This is a genomic window from Eubacterium coprostanoligenes (assembly GCF_900167205.1).
Classification (GTDB): domain Bacteria; phylum Bacillota; class Clostridia; order Oscillospirales; family Acutalibacteraceae; genus Eubacterium_R; species Eubacterium_R coprostanoligenes.
Genome location: NZ_FUWW01000018.1, coordinates 1 through 17,803 on the forward strand (window position 1 = coordinate 1; position 17,803 = coordinate 17,803).

The following is a 17,803-nucleotide window of genomic DNA, read 5'->3' on the forward strand; positions in this document are numbered from 1 at the left end:
CTGGCAAAGTTTTATGGCGTTACTATTGACTCACTGATTCACTCTGATGAAAAAATAGGCAAAACAAAGATAGCACCTGCACCTATCGGCAAACATCTTTGGGGAACAGTTACTATCGGAAGCAAGGGGCAAATTGTAATACCAAAAAATGCACGAGATACATTTGATATGAAAGAGGGTGACCGTCTTGTTGTGCTTGGAGACGAGTCACAGGGTATCGCTTTAATCAAAGCAGAAATTTTTGAAAAGCAAATGCAAGAAATGTTGGAGCGTTCACAACGCTCTGCCGAATAACAAAATGGAGGTAAAAACTATGAAATGTCCGGAGTGTGGCAAAGAAATGAGAAACGGTTATTTGTTTTGCAGTAAAGACGGTGCTTTCAGCTTTGCAAATGAGGTGCCGGGTGTGTTTACGGATGCAAAAAAAGCTGACGGATTTGTTAAGATTACTGAAGTTAAACCGAGTCACAGAACGAATATCGCCGCTTCAATTTGTGAGAATTGCAAAACCGTAATTTTGAAATATTAATACAATTGTCACGACACCAAAAAAGCTATCCGAAAAAATCGGATAGCGTTTGGGGCGCACTACATAAAGAATAAATGCTCAAAAAATCAAATAAACAGCGAAATACTGCATTCAATTTACAGTGAAGGCGGTAAGCCTGCCCTGTAAATTATGCCTTGTCTTTCATCTGTTTCTTTGATTTTTGAGTGCAAGGCAGTTTAAGCAAACTGATTTTGTTCAGTGTGCATTAACAAAATCCCGTCAATACTTGCGTATTAACGGGATTTTTTAATATTGCAGTGGGCAAAACTCAGAAAGCTTAAACCAATTACTTCCTTATACAGTGTGCCCCTTCATTTAAAGTTTATTTATTTCGTCAACAATGTTGAGGAGATTCTGTTCAAGCTCTTGTGCCTGCTCATCATCTTCTTCATTGAGCACTTTTCAATCCTGTGGCTTATTGCCTCTCTTTGCAACAAGTTCTGCAAGAATATGCTCGTGCTCTTTATCAGTCATTGCATATTTAAGAGTAGGCAAAGCCGAAAGGAACATACCGATTGCAGGTGGGATTGAAATGAGGAAGAACATCGCTTCAGCATATTTGCCGACACCGGAACCGCCGTCATATGTGATGAAGTTTGCACCGTTTTCGATTGCCTTGTTGAGCTTGTCAACATTAACGCCGCTGTAACCTACAAAAGCGTATACGGCAGATGAAATGATTGTTGAAATACCTGCTGCAAGTTTTGTAATAAAGCTTTGACCTGAGAAGAATACTCCGTCGGTACGAACACCGTTGTAATATTCCTCATAGTCTACACAGTCGGCAATCATAACTGACTGAAGAACATTGATACCGCCGAAAGCCGCACTTGCAAAAAGCATGCAAATACCGATAACGATTGACCAAGCTGTAGATGTAAGGTCACCGCCCGAAACTTTGAAGAATACAAAGATAAGAACAAACGGAACAGCGCCTGCGATTGAATAGATATTGTAAAGAGTTTTCTTTTCAACCTTTTTGATGATGAGCGGAGTAACGCCCATTGCAACGAACTGACCTACAAAAAGACCGATTGCAACGCTGCCGAGACCGATAAGAATCTTGAAATCAATACCGGCAAGAGAACCGTCCTCGTTATACTTGAGGATGTTCATAATGTTGCCGTTTGCATAATAATATGTAACAAGAGTCATTGCAACAATCATAAGAAGCTGAATCGGGCTTCTGAGGATACCTGAAATAAGGATTTGTCTGAACGGCTTGTTGCCGAGCATAATTTGGAAGTTTTCCTTGAAAGTATAACTCTTTTCGGATTTTTCAACACGCTCTCTTGTAAAGATACCGGCAAACTCAAAAAGAATTGTTGCGACAACAGTCATAATAATAACCGTTACAATAAATGCCTTTTGCATATCGCCGCCAAACGCACCTGCAAGAGCCTGTGCAATTTGAACAACAAGAACGCCGATACCGCCGACGCCTGCAACCATACGGGCAAGGCCCAAAATCTTGCTACGGTCGTTTTCGTCCTCTGTCATAAGAGAAGTAATACCCCAAAGAGGAATATCGCAAACAGTAAAGCACATACCCCAAGCGATGTAAGATACAGCCGCCCAGCCTACAATAAGCACTTTTTGTGCGGTTGACGATGCTTCGGCATAGTTGCCGTTGATAAATGTTAAAATAGTGATTACGCCTATAATTGCAGGAAAAATAATAAGGTACGGTCTGCATTTACCCCATTTTGAATGGGTTTTATCAACAATAGTACCCATCATCGGGTCGTTTATGGCATCCCATATTCTGGCGATAGTCATAATCCAACCGAGAGCCATTGCCGGCAAACAAATTACATTCTGAAAATAGAAGTAAAGACCTGTTGCTACAATGTTGTAAATAAGGTTTTGACCAAACATACCGACAAGATATCCTGCCGCCTCTTTTTTGGTATAGGTTTTAGCTTTTGAATTCATTTTTACACCCCTTTTAAATGATACATATATAATAACAGATTATATAGAAATTAACAAGAGGTTTTTATAATTAAAAATAAATCGCATATTTTTCTTGCCAAAAACGACAATCTACTTTGCTTAAAACTTATTACAGATTTTTTGGCGACCGACGGATTTTCAAATGTCGTAATAAAATTCGGAGTTTGCGAAACCATATGTACTGCATCGAGCAAACGGTTAAGTCCTCTTGCGGATTTTGTGGCAAACACCACGGGACATTCAAGAGCATAGGAGAGGCGTGTTTTATCTATTTTTATACCCATCCGTCTTGCTTTTTTGACATCGGTCAGATACAAAACACATTTTTGAAAATCGACCAAGTCAACAAGAGTTTCAAAGCAGCAAAAAACATCCACGGCAGAAAACACAACGACCCTGACATTTGCATCATCGGGTGCTTCAACACGATATAGGGACGATTTGTAATAAAACCTATCCCCTGTTCTTTTTCGAGAAAGCGGACAGGTCAGTTCGTGCACAAGGTTCTCGCTTTCGCCGACAAAGCCGACGGTGCTTATTGATTTGATTTTGAGCATAAATATCACCACAGGATATACTATTACTTATCCTTTGGTTTTGTTACAAGGCTGACAACGAGTGCCGACAAAAGTGCAACGGTTATACCGCCTGCCGATGCACAAAGCGGACCTGTTACAACCCCTAAAAAGCCTTTTTCTCTGATTGCTTCTCTTGTTCCGCTTGCAAGAGCAGAACCGAAACCTGTAAGCGGAAGCGTTGCGCCTGCACCCGCAAAATCAATCAATTTGTCATAAACCCCGATTCCGCCGAGCAGAACGCCGAGGCACACAAACGAAACAAGGATTTTTGCCGGAGTGAGTTTTGTTAAATCAATCAAAAGCTGACCGACAACGCATATTAATCCGCCGACAACAAATGCTTTTAAAAACAACATAAAAAATCACCTAAATCTATTTTAACCGATTTAGGTGATTTTATTACAATATTTATTTAGTTTAGCCGAGGTCAATCGGATTGGCATTGTCGTACTTCGCTTTTCTGCCGTACTTTTCTTCAAATCCCGGATTGATGTAGTCCTCAACGATTCTGCCGTCACGAATACGAACAACTCGTTCCGCCTCCATGGCAATCTCATTGTCGTGAGTGATGACAATAACGGTTCTGCCCTCATCCTTGAGTTGGTGCAAAATCTTCATTACATCCTTTGTTGAACGAGTGTCGAGGTTACCTGTCGGTTCATCGGCAAGAATAACAGGAGGTGCTGCCGCAATTGCACGAGCAACCGCAACTCTCTGTTGCTGACCGCCTGACAAAGCCTTTGGCAAGTGATCCATACGAGAACCAAGACCAACTTTTTCAAGCGCAGCTATAGAAATCTTCCTGCGTTCATCTTTTTTCATTCCACGATAAACAAGCGGAAGTTCAACATTTTCAAGTGCAGTAAGTGACGGAATGAGGTTGAAGCCCTGGAAAATAAATCCAATCTCCTCATTACGAATAACAGACATTTCGTCATCTGTAAGATCGTCAACAAGCTTGCCGTTGATATAATATTCGCCCTCTGTCGGAGTGTCGAGCAAGCCAATCATATTCATAAAGGTTGATTTACCCGAGCCTGACTGACCGATAATTGCAACAAATTCGCCACGGTCAATAGTAAGGCTGACACCGTCAAGTGCGTTAACCTGATTTTCACCCGGATTATAAATCTTATATACATTTCTTACATCAACAAGATGTTCCATAAAGTGACTCCTTTACGATTAGTATAATCGAATTATACAATTATTAATACACAAAGTCAATAATACTTTGTGAATATTCACACCGCATTTACAAATGCTATATATATAAACAAAAATGAGGTGTAAATATGAGCATATCAAACAGCGATTATTCAAAAATGACAGACAAAGCAAGTCCGAATTCCCCTGTTGTGCAAAACTGCATAAGAGCATTTTTGTTCGGCGGAGGAATATGTCTGTTTGCTCAAGTGCTCAACACACTATATGAAAAAATCGGATTGAATGCAGACGAAGTTAAACTTGCGACACCGTCAACCGTCATAATAATAACGGCAATTCTGACCGGAATAGGCGTGTTTGACAAAATTGCACGCTATGCCGGAGCGGGAACAATTGTGCCGATTACGGGCTTTGCGAATTCAGTTGTATCCCCTGCACTCGAATTCAGGCACGAGGGATATATACTCGGCACGGCAGCACAGATGTTTTCCATCGCCGGACCTGTAATTGTTTACGGCACGGCATCGTCATTTTTATACGGTTTGATAATTTACATTTTCAAGTTATATTAAATATGGTCTTTATATTGTTCGGCGGTTATTATGCCGTCATTTACATTTAGCTTGCAAATTCGTGCATTGCGTGCATCAAAAGCATCTGCTCCCAAGCCGTCATCATAATCCCTTGCGTGATAAATTGCATACCACTGACCGTTTTCTTTAATCATAGAATGATGACCAGTACCCTCTTCAAAATCATTTGCTTTCATCACAGGGCAATAGGTGTGGTCATCAGGAAATTTTTCAAATTTTATTTTGCGAAGATCGGTTTCGTCTGTTTTGGCTCTTGCGTAGCCGATATAATAGGTCGGCTGTTCAAAGCAGTTGCCGGAATACATAACATACTGCCAATCGCCCTCTTTGAAATAGAACGCACCCTCAATAGTATGCCAATGCTGCCCTTTTTTATATCTGTCACGGCAATAAATATCCTCGTCAAGAGTAGGCACAACAACAGGCACAGGCTTGCCCTCAACGGTGAACGGGTCAAGGAGTTTGTCAACCGCAATATATGTGCCGATTCGGTCGCCCTCAAAGGTGTTTGTTGAATAGAAAATCCAAAGTCCCGCTTCATTTTGAACAACATGAGAATCGATAGAAAATGGCTCTATAAGTTGCTTTACAACCTTAAACGGACCAAGCGGATTGTCGGCAACCGAAACATGCATAGCACCTCTGTGGCCGCCTTTATCGGGTGTGTATCCCTCAATTTCAAACGAATTGTACATATAAAACTTGCCGTCAAGTTCTATAACGCTCGGTGCCCACCACGAATCGTGCTTGCCGTCTGTGAGAACCATTCCCTCAAACTTCCAGCCCTTTGTGAGTTCATCAGATGAATAGGCATAAATACCCGTGTGACCGGTAGTGTAAATATAGTATCTGCCGCCCGATTTCAAAATAAACGGGTCTGCCTGACCGATATAATTTTCCTTATCAACTTCTAACAAGTGCATAATAAACTCCTGTTAATTTTTATTATTCTTTTCAGCCTCAAGCTCTGCTTTTTCCTTATAGAACATATTAGCCTTGAGATAAATTTCAATAAAGCCACGGATAACTTCTGCCATTTCGCCCTCTCTGTAATTAGTAAGAAGAATATGCTCGTCATCATCAATGGCTAGCGGACCTCTTTCAAAATCGTTGAAAGTCGGCATAAGAGAATAGTTGGTCTTTGTCTTTACTATCGAAATCATAGTGAAATCTTTGGTAGCGTTGGCAAAGCCTTTTTTCTTTGTATACCGCTCGATAGTTGAAGTGTCGACACTGTCGTTGTGTTTTTTTGTATAGCAAGCGTTGATTACCTTTTCAATATAATTTTCAAGTGCCTTATCGGTATAAGGTGCTTTGAGAAGCAAAACGGTATCAATATCCGCAATTCCGTACTTGTCACTTTCGCCACAAGGGATGCCGATTAAGTTTTCATTTTCATCAACATAGACCGAAATTGTATAAAACTCTCTGTCCATAACAAACCTCCGAATAGTTCAGTATAATATAAAATTATATAATATATAATTGAAAATTTCAACAATAAATGATAATATAATAAAAAGCAGGTGACGATATGAAAAAAGCATTAATAACAGGCGGTGCGACCGGAATCGGCAAGGCAACCGCAATTTTGTTGCAACAAAACGGATACGATGTGTACATCACATACAACCAAACAAAGCCGGACTATGAAGTGAACGCAATAAAGTGCAATCTTGAAAATATTGACGAAATCGAAAGTGCCGTTGAATCAATCGGCAGAGTTGACCTACTTGTGAACAACGCAGGTGTGTCTATCATAAAAATGATAAACGACATCACAGTCGAGGACTACGAAAAAATGACCGCCGTGAACGAAAGAGCGGTGTATTTTGCAAGCAAGTTTTCTGCGTTGAAAATGATAAGAGAACAAAGCGGTGCGATAATCAACATCAGTTCAATGTGGGGTCAGGTCGGTGCTTCGTGCGAAACCCTATATTCAATGACAAAGGCAGGAATCATCGGGCTGACAAAGGCACTTGCAAAGGAACTTGCGCCAAGCAACATAACCGTGAATTGCATTGCACCGGGAATAATCGACACGAGAATGAACAATATGTTTGACGCCGAGGAATTGAAAGAAGAAGTGCCTCTCGGCAGGCTCGGAACTCCCGAAGAAATTGCACAGGCTGTGCTGTTTCTTGCAGAAAGTCCGTACATCACGGGTCAGATTTTAGGCGTCAACGGCGGAGCTATAATATAATAACTTATAACATATATAATACAAAACAAACCGCAAGGAGCATTGTACTCTTTGCGGTTTTGCTGTTTATTGCGGAGTTACAAGGAGAGTGATTTTTTCTCCTGCAAACGATGATTTTTTATGTCCTTTTGTAGGGAACGGACCGCAAGCATTTGAGCCTGCGCCGAGATGATAAGAATCAAAGTGCAAGAATGTTGTGTTACATTCCTGAAGGTCCTCCATATGTTCTGCCTTTGCACACTGCTGTGATGTGTAATGATCGGCAGAGAAAGTCATTCTGCCGTCAAGCGACAGGAACATAAGTCCCTTGCCGTCATCATCGGTCACCTTTGCCCAGCGGACACCTGTACGCATTGATGATTCCTGCGGTCTGACATAATTCTCGTGCATATCGGCAACCTTTGACTTATAAATTCCAAGCATTGCGTGTTCGCAGAAATCGGACAAATTGACGCTGTTGCCCATTCCGTAATACTCAACATTTGAATATTTCTTTGGCATTTCAAGAGTTAAGCCAAAGCGAGGAGCATTTGGCAAGCGCATTGATTTTGTGCACTCTGCATTAACCTTGATTGCACCGTCGTTGTAGATTTCATAGGTGAATTTAACCTTGCAAATCTTCTTTTTCTTGACAGTTGAAACATAGTGATTTGAAGTGATAACCACCTTGTTGCCCTCTGTGGTAAATGCCTTTGACGGAGAAAGCGGCTTTTCAACCAAAAGTTTTTCGGTTTCGAGTTCAAGTTTTTTCCACACACGCTTGATGTAAAGGTCGTTATCAATCGGAGCACGGAAAATGCCGATACCGAATCCCTTTGAACCGCCTAAAGGAGCGGTGTTGATATATTCTCTGCCGTCCTTTTTGTAGCTTACAACCTCACCTGATGAAGTGTCAAAAATGAGTTCGCCCGAATTGAAATAAACAAAAATTCTCTTTTCGCTCATTTCGGCAATCGGTGCGTCTTTTTCGCTGTTTTCATAAGTCTTGACATCATCGGAAAAATTGACAATCTGCTCTTTTGCAACTTCAAAATCGCCGTCAAGATAAGTAAACACAAGTGCCTCATCGCCGTTTGCGTGCTGAATGTCGAGTTTGACATTTTGATGTGAGCGAGGCTCAATATCAAGAGTGATTTCGCCCTCCTGCGCAACATTGCCATCAAGGAGGTGCTGCCATTTTACTGTGTAATCTGCCTTTGTGAAGCATTTGTAATTATGAAATTCAAGATTGTCGCCATCGTGCTTTGTAATACGAACAGGACGATAGCAGTTTTTCATTTGAAGCGCACCCGAATGAGGGGTTCTGTCAGGCAAGAAAAGTCCGTCAACACAGAAGTTGCCGTCGTGCTTATTTTCGCCGTGGTCACCGCCATAGGTATATTTGTACAAACCATCCTCGTGATAAATTGCATGGTCTGCAAATTCCCAAATGCAACCGCCCATCATATTGTTTCCACGCAAAAATGCCTGAACATAGCTTTCAAGTTCGCCTGCGCCAACACCCATTGCGTGAGCATATTCGCAAAGGTAAAACGGCTTTTTATAATACTTCTTCGGAAGTCCCGAGCCTGTTGCAATTTTGTTGACCATATTAGGCCAAGTGTACATTTGCGAAATGACATCATATGCCCATCTACGAGTACGAATAACGCCCTCATAATGAATCGGAATATCGGTGAACTTCTTTAATTCGTTATAGCAATAGTCCTGGTTTTTGTATCCGTGTGCCTCGTTGCCGAGTGACCACATAGTGATGCCTGCGTGGTTTTTATCCCTCTGATACATTCTGTAAACTCTATCCCAATAGCGAGGTTGCCAAGCAGGATTGTGAGAGCAAGAACCCGGTTTGTGATTTTCAACTTCACAACCGTGAGTTTCAATATCAGCCTCGTCAACAACATAAACACCATATTCATCGCACAAATCAAGAAAAATAGGGTCAGGAGGATAGTGAGAAGTACGAACACAGTTGACATTGTACTCCTTAAAAATTCTTACATCCTTTTCCATATCCTCAACGGTCATAACATAGCCTGTTTTTGGATTTGTGTCGTGATGATTTACACCAAAGAGTTTGATGTTTTTATTGTTGAAAGTGAAAACATTGCCGATTATTTTTATATGCTTGAAGCCAATCGGTCGGCGAACAAGCTCAACAAGTTCTCCGCCCTTTGAAAGCGAAACAACGAGTGTGTAGAGATTCGGGGCTTCGGCAGACCATTCCTTGACATTGAGTGATGAAAAAGTAATTTTGTCAATCTGCTTTGAGTCAACATTTATTGACGTTGTGGCAACAAGCTCACCGTCATCAAAAACAGTTGCCGAAAGTTCGCATTCGTCAACAAGTTTAAGTGACGGCAAAATCGTCAAATCATATGTAAGGTCATTGTTAAACTTTGTTTTTGCCTCAAAATCATAAATAGAGTTTTTCTCGTTTTTATAAAGAAGCACATCACGAAAGATACCGTTATCACGGAACATATCCTGACATTCGAGATAAGTGCCGTTTGTCCACTTGTGATTAACAACAACAAGGTGGTTTTCGCCCTCGGTCAAATAATCGTTCAGTTCAAACTCCGATGTGTTGTGACTGCCCTCGCTGTAGCCGACATATTTTCCGTTTACAAACACATCAAGACCGCCTGCAACACCCAAGAATGAAATGATATAATTCTTGTTCAAATCATCAATTTCAAATGTGCGGTGATAAACACCAACCGAACAATCCGCGGGAATTTCAGGCGGAGTAGGCTTGAACGGATAACGGCTGTTGACATAATACGGCTTTTCATAGCCCGTATGTTGCCAAACTGACGGCACAGGAACTTTGTCAAATTCAGTGCTGTCTATATCAAGTTCGTTCGGCATATCCGATTCGTTTTTATAATACTTAAAATCCCACTCACCAGACAAAACCTCAACCATTGATGAGGAATATCGTTCTGTTCTGATGTCCGTTTTTGCCATTTCTTCAGGTGACGAAAACGGAATAAAATACGAACGAGGAGTCAGGACATTTTCCTTGTACACATCAAAATTTTTGTAATTATCATTTTTAATTTTGAATTTCATAGCTTCCCCTTTTATCATTTATTTAAGCTTTGCGATTGTTACACCATCCTCGCCCTCGCCGTATTTGCCGAGGCGGAACTCATCAATATTAGGATGATGACGAAGTTCCTCCGTGACAACGCTGCGGAGAACGCCTGTGCCCTTGCCGTGAATTATGCGAACCTCTGTAATTCCGTTGAGTACACATTTGTCGATGAATATGCCAAGATTGCCGATGGCTTCCTCGGCTGTTTGACCTCTCAAATCAAGCTCGGTTTTCACATCCGCATCTGCACGAGAACTTGTGCGATAAAGATTTCTCTGCGGTTTAGTCGGTTTTTTCTTTTTCTTTTCAATCAGCATAAGGTCGGACATTTTAACTCTTGTTTTAAACAAGCCCGACTTTACGGTGACATTGTTATTTTTAACTTCAATTACTTCGCCCTCGCCGATACCTCTGATGATAACGGCATCACCCACAACAACGGGACGGGGAAGTTTGTAATCGTCATCCCAATTATCCGCAAGTTCCTGCGGATTGATAAGGTCGTCCATCTCACCCATTTGGTTTTTGATGGCACGGCGAGTCTTCTTTGCAAGCTCGGTTGCATTTTCAGGCGACTTTTCTTTTTTCATTTTTTCAAGTTCAAGGAGAAAATCGGACGACTGTCTCTTGGCTTGATTGATGAGTTTTTCGGCTTCTTTTTTTGCTTTTTCGAGTTCACGAGCCTTCAAGGTTTCTATCTTATCCTTTTCAGACTGCGCCTTTGAAGCCATTTTTCTTGCCTGTTCGGTTGCCTTTTCAGCCGCCTTTTTCTCAATTTCAAGTTCGTGTCTTGTTGCTTCAAGTTTGTCAAGCACGGCTTCAAAATCTCGATTATCAGAACCCACAATCTCTTTTGCTCGGTCAATAACATCCTCATCAATTCCGATATGAAGCGAAATTGCAAAAGCATTTGACCTGCCCGGCACGCCGATAAGCAAACGATATGTAGGCGACAATGTTTTAACATCAAATTCACAACAACCGTTAACCACCCCATCGGTATCGAGTGCATAGGCTTTAAGTTCGGCATAGTGAGTGGTTGAAAGGATTTTTGCGCCCTTTTGTCGCAATTTTTCAATTATGGCAACTGCAAGTGCGGCACCCTCGATAGGGTCTGTGCCGGCACCGAGTTCATCAATAAGCACAAGCGAACTTTCATCCGCAACCTTCAATATATTTGCAACATTGGTGATGTGTGACGAAAAAGTTGAAAGATTTTGCTGAATGCTTTGCTCGTCACCGATGTCCACCAAGATTTTATCAAAAACGGAAATTCTGCTTGACTGATATGCCGGAATAAGAAGTCCGCACATAGTCATGAGAGTGAGAAGTCCGACAGTTTTTATCGAAACGGTTTTACCGCCTGTGTTAGGACCTGTAATCACAAGTGTGTCGTACTTTTCGCCGAGAGAAATATCAATTGGCACAACCTTGTTTTTGTCGATAAGCGGATGCCTTGCCTGCTTCAAATCAATTATACCGTCGGTGTTGATTATCGGCTTGACCGCTTTCATTTTGTTGGCAAGATGAGCCTTGGCAAAAATGAGGTTAAGATCAACCGCCGCTTCATAGCTGTGCTTTATGCTTTCGCCAAAGTTACCCGCTTCAACCGATAATTCAAACAAAATACGGTTGATTTCTTCCCTTTCCTTGCCCTTGAGCACTTTAATATCATTGTTAGCCTCAACAACCGAAATCGGTTCAATGAACACAGTTGAGCCTGATGACGAAGTATCGTGCACCAAACCTTGAACATTGCCACGGCACTCGCTCTTTACAGGAACAACAAACCGACCGTCACGCTGGGTGACAATAGCTTCCTGCAAATATTTTGTGTAGTGCGGTGAATGAATCATTGCATCAAGTTTTTCACGAATTGAAGATGACTTCGCTCTGATTTTTCGGCGAATATCATACAAAGCCTCACTTGCCTTGTCGGAAATTTCATCTTCACCGATAATGCAAGTGAAAATCCTATCTTCAAGATATTTATTTACGGTTATGCTCTCGAACAAGCTGTCAAGAGTTGTTCGCACTCCGCTGCAATGTCCGTGCCATTCATAAAGAATACGGATTGAACGAAGCGTTGACGCAATGTTGAGAAGCTCTCTTGTGTTGAGTTCTCCGCCTGCAGAAGCACGGGCAAGCGCACCGTTTACATTATACAACCCCGAAAATGACGGTGCACCAAAACGAGCAAGCAACGAAAAAGCGTCCTCGGTTTGATTAATCATATTGCACACGGCAATAAAATCAGAAGTCGGCTTGATGTTGAGCGCCATTTCTGCGGCATCATCACACGAAGTTTCATTTTTTAGCATTTCCAGAACTTTATCAAGCTCCAGAGTTTCATAATTCTTTTCCATATCTATATAACAATTGTTTTGTAAAATTCCAAAGTAGTCAGCCTTCCGTCAATTCGGGAAAGCAAATATTTTTCAACAGTTGAGCAAAGAAGCACCATATTTTCCTCGCTCAAATTAAATGAAAACACCTTGCCGAGATCAACAAAGCAAATAAATCTCATTGCAGTCACAACGGCAAGCGGAAGTTCAACGGCATTGTTGCGATAGCAATCCTTGCAATAAATGCACGCTTCTTCCATATCAAAATACATAATTTCGCTTTCGTATGTACCACAGCGGTAGCAAGCCGTCAAATCGGGCATATATCCGCCGAGTGCAAGCATACGAAGTTCAACTGTTGCCTTGATGAGCGGATGGCTTTTTTTGCCTTGGCACAAAAGATAAAGTGCGTTGAGCAAAAGCCGAAGCATACCCGGCATCGGTTGTTCCTCTGTTCCCAAAAAGCAAGCAAGCTGTGCAAAGTACTGTGCAAGCGACAAGGTTTCAATGTCCGAGCGGAGATTGAAAAACACCTCGATTGAAGTTGCATTGTCGATAACATACGCTTCCTTGCTTCTGTACAACGAAAACTCACTGTACGCAAAAAGCGAGGTTGCAGATAAGTTTTGACTTTTGATAGTCTTTGCACGGCGAACAAAGGCTTTGATTAAACCAAAATCCTCGGTGATAACTGTTACAAGTTTATCGCTCTCCCCCACCGTCTGTTCTCTGATTATAAGTCCCTTTGTTTTTGTCTGCATCAGTCTGCACAACCTCGTTTTTATTTTCTGATTGTTTGTATTTAAGGTAGTCCGAAACGCTACCCGTTGACACAAAGTTTTGCCACAAATTATCCATAAAAAACACCACCGTTACTATTTTATCCTATGGTGTTTTAAATGATTTGTGCCAAATTAATCCAAACCGAAATTGTGGATTAATCCCTCACGGTTACGCCAATCTTCCTTTACCTTTACCCAAGTTTGAAGATTTACTTTTATGCCAAAGAAACTTTCCAAGTCTTGACGGGCATAGGTGGAAATCTTTTTGAGCATTGAGCCTTTTTTGCCGATAACCATACCTTTGTGGCTCTCTCTTTCGCAATAAATAATTGCTTCAATATCAAGAATGTCCTGATTGTCACGCTCACGCATTTTTTCAATAGACACAGCAATGCCGTGTGGCACTTCCTTGTCCATAAGTCTGAGTATCTTTTCTCTGATAATCTCTGAGGCAAGCACTCTTTCGGGCTGGTCGGTAAGAGTGTCATCAGGGAAGAAGTGAGGTGAATCAAACGCAAGTTTTTTCATTTCGTCAACAAGTTCATCAATATGCTCACCTGTCGATGCACAAACAGGAACAATCGCTTCAAAATCGAACAAGCTGTTGAGCTGAACAATACGCTCCAAGAGTTCCTCTTTGTCCTTAATCATATCAATTTTGTTGATTGCAAGGATAACCGGCACTTTGAGATTTTTGAACTTTTCAAGAAGCTCGTACTCGCCTTTTTTGATGTCGCCCTTTGATTCAACAACAAACAAACAAGCATCAACACCGCCGATTGAGTCGCCGACTGCCTGATTCATTTTTTCGCCAAGCTTGTTGTGTGGCTTGTGATAACCCGGAGTGTCGGTGAAAACAAGCTGAATGTCATCCTCGGTGAGAACGCCCATAATCTTTGTGCGGGTGGTCTGTGGCTTTGATGACACAATGGCAATCTTTGTGCCCATAATTTTGTTGAGTATTGATGATTTGCCCACATTTGGACAGCCTACAATAGCAATAAATGCTGTTTTTGTCATTAATTAATCTCCCATATAATAGCTGTTGTCACGCTTAAGTCCGATTTTGGTAAGAACTTCCTCTTCCTTTTCACGCATATGTACCTGCTCGATACCGCCGTTTTCGTGGTCGTATCCAAGCAAGTGAAGCATTGAATGAACGGTCAAAAATCCGATTTCTCTTTGAAGAGAGTGATTATAAGCCTTTGCCTGCTCCATAGCCTTTGGCACGCTTATAACAATATCGCCGAGGATTTTTGCACCTGTGTCCATATTTGTGTCGTACTCGCCGTTTTCGCCCATCGGGAACGAAAGAACATCCGTTTCCCTGTCAACATTTCTGTACTGGGCGTTGAGTTCGTGAATTCTCTCGTTGTCAACAAAACTTACGCTAACCTCTGCATCCGAGCCAAATTTCTCTGCCTGCAAAACAGCATTGCAACAACGGCGAATCAACATTCTTATTCCTCTGGGAACAGTAATTTCCTTTTGTTCGTCGGAGATTATAACTTTTACTTTATTCATTACTTATCTTCTCCTTTTCTTTTTTTCATTTGCTTTTCGTCATATTTTTCATACGCTTTGATAATATCCTGAACAAGTCTGTGGCGAACAACATCCTTTTGGGTAAACTTGATAATCTCAATATCATCAACATCTTTGAGGATATTCAAAACGGTTTTAAGTCCTGATTTTTTGCCATCAGGAAGGTCAATCTGTGTAATATCACCGGTAACAACCATTTTTGACCTAAAGCCAAGTCGGGTCAAAAACATTTTCATTTGCTCCGGAGTTGTATTTTGTGCCTCATCGAGAATAATGAAGCTGTCATCAAGAGTTCTGCCTCGCATATAGGCAAGCGGCGCAACCTCAATTGCTCCCCTCTCTTGATAATTTTGGAAATTTTCCGCACCAAGCATATCAAACAATGCGTCATAAAGCGGTCGGAGATAAGGGTCTACCTTGCTTTGCAAATCGCCCGGCAAGAAGCCCAACTTTTCGCCTGCTTCAACAGCCGGTCGAGTGAGGATAATTCTGCTAACCTGCTTTGCCCTGAACGCAGTCACCGCCATAGCAACGGCAAGATAGGTTTTACCTGTTCCGGCAGGACCGACACCAAATGTGATTGTGTGGTCGTCAATTGCCTGTGTGTACTTCTTTTGACCAAGTGTTTTTGGTTTAACAGGTCTGCCCTTTGCGGTTATGCAAATCGAATCATTGGTCATTGAAGAAATTTTATCCTCGTTGCCCTCATTGACCAAAGACAAAACATATCTTACATTTTGGTCGGTAAGTGCCTCGCCCTTGCCAATGAGCACAAGCAAGGAATTGATTGTTCTGACTGCTTTTGACACAGCCTCGGCATCACCCATAATTTTTAAATCAGAGCCTCTTGAAACAATGCTGACGCCAAACTCCCGTTCTATCATACGGATGTTTTCGTCAAACGAGCCAAACAGCGACACCGCCTGCTCCATTGCATCAATCGTTATTATTTGTTCTGTCATACACTTCCGCCTTAATTGAATCTATTTTCCTATCCGTAACTTCAAGCACGGTAAATCTGACTCCGCCGTATTCCACAGCTTCGCCCTTGCTCTCCTCGCTCGGCACAGCACCAAGTCTGTTGATGACAAATCCTGCAACAGTGTTGTAGTCGCCCTCCGGCAAATCAACGCCAAGTGCTTCCTCGGCGTCTTCAATATCGCAAGCACCGTCAAAAACAAAGGTGTCGTCATCAATCTTTGTAACCGATTGCTCCTCATCGTCATATTCATCCTCGATTTCGCCGACAAGTTCCTCGATAATATCCTCCATAGTAACAAGTCCCGCTGTTCCGCCGTACTCATCAACAACGATAGCAAGTTGAATATGGGTTTCGGTCATTTGAGCAAAGAGTTTTCCACACGGAATAGTTTCCGGAACAAAGAGCGGTGTGCGGATATAGTCCTCGATTTTTTCGCCCTTTGGAATTTCCGTTCCGACAAATTTGAGCAAATCTTTTACATACACAATGCCCTTGATATTGTCAAGATCCTCTTCATAAATAGGAATACGGGAAAAGCCCTCGTCAATAGCAAGTTTGACAACATCAATAATTTCCTCGGTAATTTCAACAGCGGCAATATCTGTTCTGTGAGTCATAATATCGCCAACATTAGTATCGTGAAATTCAAAAAGATTATTAATAATATCTCTTGTAGATTTTTCAAGTTCGCCCTCGTCATCGTCAACAAGTTGTTTTATTTCTTCCTCGGTTGAACTTTCTTTTTTAAACAAGCGTTTTAAACTGCCAATAGCCATAAAGGCAAATACCTCCGATTAACAAAATTATATAGTAATCCATTCTGATATATTATAATATATAAATATTAATTTGTAAAGTGCAAAGTAATATGTTATTATATATCAAAATGAGGTGACGGCAAAATGCTTGAAAAGATACAAGACAAAAATATATGGGACACCCTGAAAGACAGCAAAAAGCCTATTGTGCTATACGGAATGGGACTCGGTGCAGAAAAAATCATGGCAGAGCTTGAACAAAGAGGGCTAAAGGCAGACGAAGTTTTTGCAAGTGACGAATTTGTAAGAGGTCATTCGTTCAAAGGCTACAAGGTGCTCAAATACAGTGAGGTTTGCGAAAAATACGACGACTTCAATGTTGTTCTTTGCTTTGCAAGCCACATAGACAGCGTTATTGAAAATATCAAAAAAATCAACAGCGAACACACGGTATTTGCTCCCGATGTGCCTGTTGCCGGCGGAGGACTTTTCACCCGTGAATACATTGCCGAGAACGAGGTAAAATTTGACGAAGTATATTCTCGACTTGCGGACGAAGAAAGCAAGAGGGTTTATCTTGACATTCTTTCATTCAAGGTATCGGGCAAGATTGAATATTTGCTACGCTCTTTCTGTGAAAAAGACAAGGTTTATTCAGAAATTTTAAAGTTGACCGACAGCGAAGAAATCATTGATTTGGGTGCATATGACGGCGACACAATAAGAGAATTCACAACCGCAACAAATGGTAAATACAAGCACATCACCGCACTTGAGCCTGACGCAAAAAGCTACAAAAAACTGCTGAAAAACACCGACGGCATGGAGAATTTGATAACGCTGAACATGGGTGCGTGGAGCAAAAAAGACACGCTGATTTTCAGCGCAGACGCAGGCAGAAACAGCAAGCTGTCATCAAGCGGAACAAGCGTTGAAGTGACCGATATTGACAGCCTGAACATCCCTGCAACATTCATCAAAATGGACATTGAGGGAAGCGAAATGAAGGCACTTGAGGGTATGGAAAAAACCATAAAATCGCAATTGCCAAAGTTATACATCTGTGCTTACCACAGAAACGAAGATTTGTTTGCCTTGCCGTTAAAGGTGTGGGAACTTAACGAAAACTACAAAATATATTTCAGGCATTCAAAATATATACCGGCATGGGAATCAAATTTTTACTGTGTAAACTATTGATAAAGACCCTGAAGCAGCCAATAAACATACTCTTTTTAACATAAAAA

19 protein-coding genes are annotated in these 17,803 nt (G+C 41.5%); 5 read left to right on the forward strand and 14 right to left on the reverse strand.

Annotation, left to right across the window (positions count from 1 at the left end; translation table 11 throughout):
* Together B5D29_RS07195 and B5D29_RS07200 are read left to right on the forward strand one after the other, a co-directional pair.
* Positions 1-294, forward strand: a 294-nt coding sequence (locus B5D29_RS07195) for an AbrB/MazE/SpoVT family DNA-binding domain-containing protein (protein ID WP_159443429.1), incomplete at its 5' end; no start/stop codon positions are given.
* Between the two features lie 19 nt (positions 295-313).
* Positions 314-529, forward strand: a complete 216-nt coding sequence (locus B5D29_RS07200; RefSeq protein WP_078768905.1) for a PF20097 family protein — start codon at positions 314-316, stop codon at positions 527-529.
* 423 nt (positions 530-952) lie between these two features.
* Here the strand turns inward: B5D29_RS07200 and B5D29_RS07205 are convergent, their stop codons facing one another.
* The 4 genes from B5D29_RS07205 to B5D29_RS07220 all read right to left on the reverse strand — a co-directional run bounded on the left by B5D29_RS07205 (position 953) and on the right by B5D29_RS07220 (position 4,251).
* Positions 953-2,485, reverse strand: a complete 1,533-nt coding sequence (locus B5D29_RS07205; protein ID WP_078768906.1) for an MFS transporter — start codon at positions 2,483-2,485, stop codon at positions 953-955.
* A gap of 50 nt (positions 2,486-2,535) precedes the next feature.
* Positions 2,536-3,063: a P-loop NTPase family protein gene (locus B5D29_RS07210; protein ID WP_078768907.1), complete on the reverse strand. Its 528-nt coding sequence runs from the start codon at positions 3,061-3,063 to the stop codon at positions 2,536-2,538.
* Positions 3,064-3,086: 23 nt separating this feature from the next.
* A complete protein-coding gene (gene spoVAE / locus B5D29_RS07215; RefSeq protein ID WP_078768908.1) occupies positions 3,087-3,440 on the reverse strand; it encodes a stage V sporulation protein AE in 354 nt (117 codons plus the stop codon).
* A 61-nt stretch (positions 3,441-3,501) separates the two neighbouring features.
* Positions 3,502-4,251, reverse strand: a complete 750-nt coding sequence (locus B5D29_RS07220) for an ABC transporter ATP-binding protein (protein ID WP_078768909.1) — start codon at positions 4,249-4,251, stop codon at positions 3,502-3,504.
* Positions 4,252-4,379: 128 nt separating this feature from the next.
* Here B5D29_RS07220 and spoVAC point away from each other — a divergent pair, with 128 nt between their 5' ends.
* Positions 4,380-4,823, forward strand: coding sequence for a stage V sporulation protein AC (gene spoVAC, locus B5D29_RS07225; RefSeq protein ID WP_078768910.1), 444 nt, complete (start codon positions 4,380-4,382; stop codon positions 4,821-4,823).
* On the opposite strand, the gene B5D29_RS07230 is transcribed toward spoVAC, so the two are convergent.
* Together B5D29_RS07230 and B5D29_RS07235 are read right to left on the reverse strand one after the other, a co-directional pair.
* Complete coding sequence (locus B5D29_RS07230) at positions 4,820-5,767, reverse strand: glycoside hydrolase family 43 protein (protein ID WP_078768911.1); 948 nt, start codon at positions 5,765-5,767, stop codon at positions 4,820-4,822. The two genes, spoVAC and B5D29_RS07230, sit on opposite strands and share 4 nt — an antisense overlap.
* A 12-nt stretch (positions 5,768-5,779) precedes the next feature.
* Positions 5,780-6,280 carry a hypothetical protein gene (locus B5D29_RS07235; RefSeq protein ID WP_078768912.1) on the reverse strand — a complete coding sequence of 167 codons (501 nt, stop codon included), beginning with the start codon at positions 6,278-6,280 and terminating at the stop codon, positions 5,780-5,782.
* Positions 6,281-6,378: 98 nt separating this feature from the next.
* Here B5D29_RS07235 and B5D29_RS07240 point away from each other — a divergent pair, with 98 nt between their 5' ends.
* Positions 6,379-7,047 carry an SDR family oxidoreductase gene (locus B5D29_RS07240; RefSeq protein ID WP_078768913.1) on the forward strand — a complete coding sequence of 223 codons (669 nt, stop codon included), beginning with the start codon at positions 6,379-6,381 and terminating at the stop codon, positions 7,045-7,047.
* Between the two features lie 66 nt (positions 7,048-7,113).
* Here the strand turns inward: B5D29_RS07240 and B5D29_RS07245 are convergent, their stop codons facing one another.
* From B5D29_RS07245 to B5D29_RS07275, 8 genes are read right to left on the reverse strand one after another with little or no spacing between them, the layout of a single operon-like run.
* Positions 7,114-10,119 carry a glycoside hydrolase family 2 TIM barrel-domain containing protein gene (locus B5D29_RS07245; protein ID WP_159443430.1) on the reverse strand — a complete coding sequence of 1,002 codons (3,006 nt, stop codon included), beginning with the start codon at positions 10,117-10,119 and terminating at the stop codon, positions 7,114-7,116.
* A gap of 18 nt (positions 10,120-10,137) precedes the next feature.
* Positions 10,138-12,510 (reverse strand): endonuclease MutS2, encoded by a 2,373-nt coding sequence (locus tag B5D29_RS07250; RefSeq protein ID WP_078768915.1) that lies wholly within the window; start codon positions 12,508-12,510, stop codon positions 10,138-10,140.
* 2 nt (positions 12,511-12,512) lie between these two features.
* Positions 12,513-13,250 (reverse strand): DNA repair protein RecO, encoded by a 738-nt coding sequence (gene recO, locus B5D29_RS07255; protein WP_078768916.1) that lies wholly within the window; start codon positions 13,248-13,250, stop codon positions 12,513-12,515.
* Positions 13,192-13,347 carry a hypothetical protein gene (locus B5D29_RS08705; RefSeq protein ID WP_159443431.1) on the reverse strand — a complete coding sequence of 52 codons (156 nt, stop codon included), beginning with the start codon at positions 13,345-13,347 and terminating at the stop codon, positions 13,192-13,194. Before B5D29_RS08705 ends, recO begins: the two co-directional genes overlap by 59 nt.
* 56 nt (positions 13,348-13,403) lie before the next feature.
* A complete protein-coding gene (gene era / locus B5D29_RS07260; RefSeq protein ID WP_078768917.1) occupies positions 13,404-14,291 on the reverse strand; it encodes a GTPase Era in 888 nt (295 codons plus the stop codon).
* 3 nt (positions 14,292-14,294) lie between these two features.
* Positions 14,295-14,795, reverse strand: a complete 501-nt coding sequence (gene ybeY / locus B5D29_RS07265) for an rRNA maturation RNase YbeY (protein WP_078768918.1) — start codon at positions 14,793-14,795, stop codon at positions 14,295-14,297.
* Positions 14,795-15,778, reverse strand: coding sequence for a PhoH family protein (locus tag B5D29_RS07270; RefSeq protein ID WP_078768919.1), 984 nt, complete (start codon positions 15,776-15,778; stop codon positions 14,795-14,797). Before B5D29_RS07270 ends, ybeY begins: the two co-directional genes overlap by 1 nt.
* Entirely contained in the window at positions 15,753-16,574 is an 822-nt protein-coding gene (locus B5D29_RS07275) for a hemolysin family protein (protein WP_078768920.1), read from the reverse strand. The genes B5D29_RS07270 and B5D29_RS07275 overlap by 26 nt, the downstream gene beginning before the upstream one ends.
* A gap of 126 nt (positions 16,575-16,700) precedes the next feature.
* Here B5D29_RS07275 and B5D29_RS07280 point away from each other — a divergent pair, with 126 nt between their 5' ends.
* The gene (locus B5D29_RS07280) at positions 16,701-17,756 is read left to right on the forward strand and encodes an FkbM family methyltransferase (RefSeq protein WP_078768921.1); all 1,056 of its coding nucleotides are present in this window, start codon (positions 16,701-16,703) and stop codon (positions 17,754-17,756) included.
* The last annotated feature ends 47 nt before the right edge of the window (positions 17,757-17,803 follow it).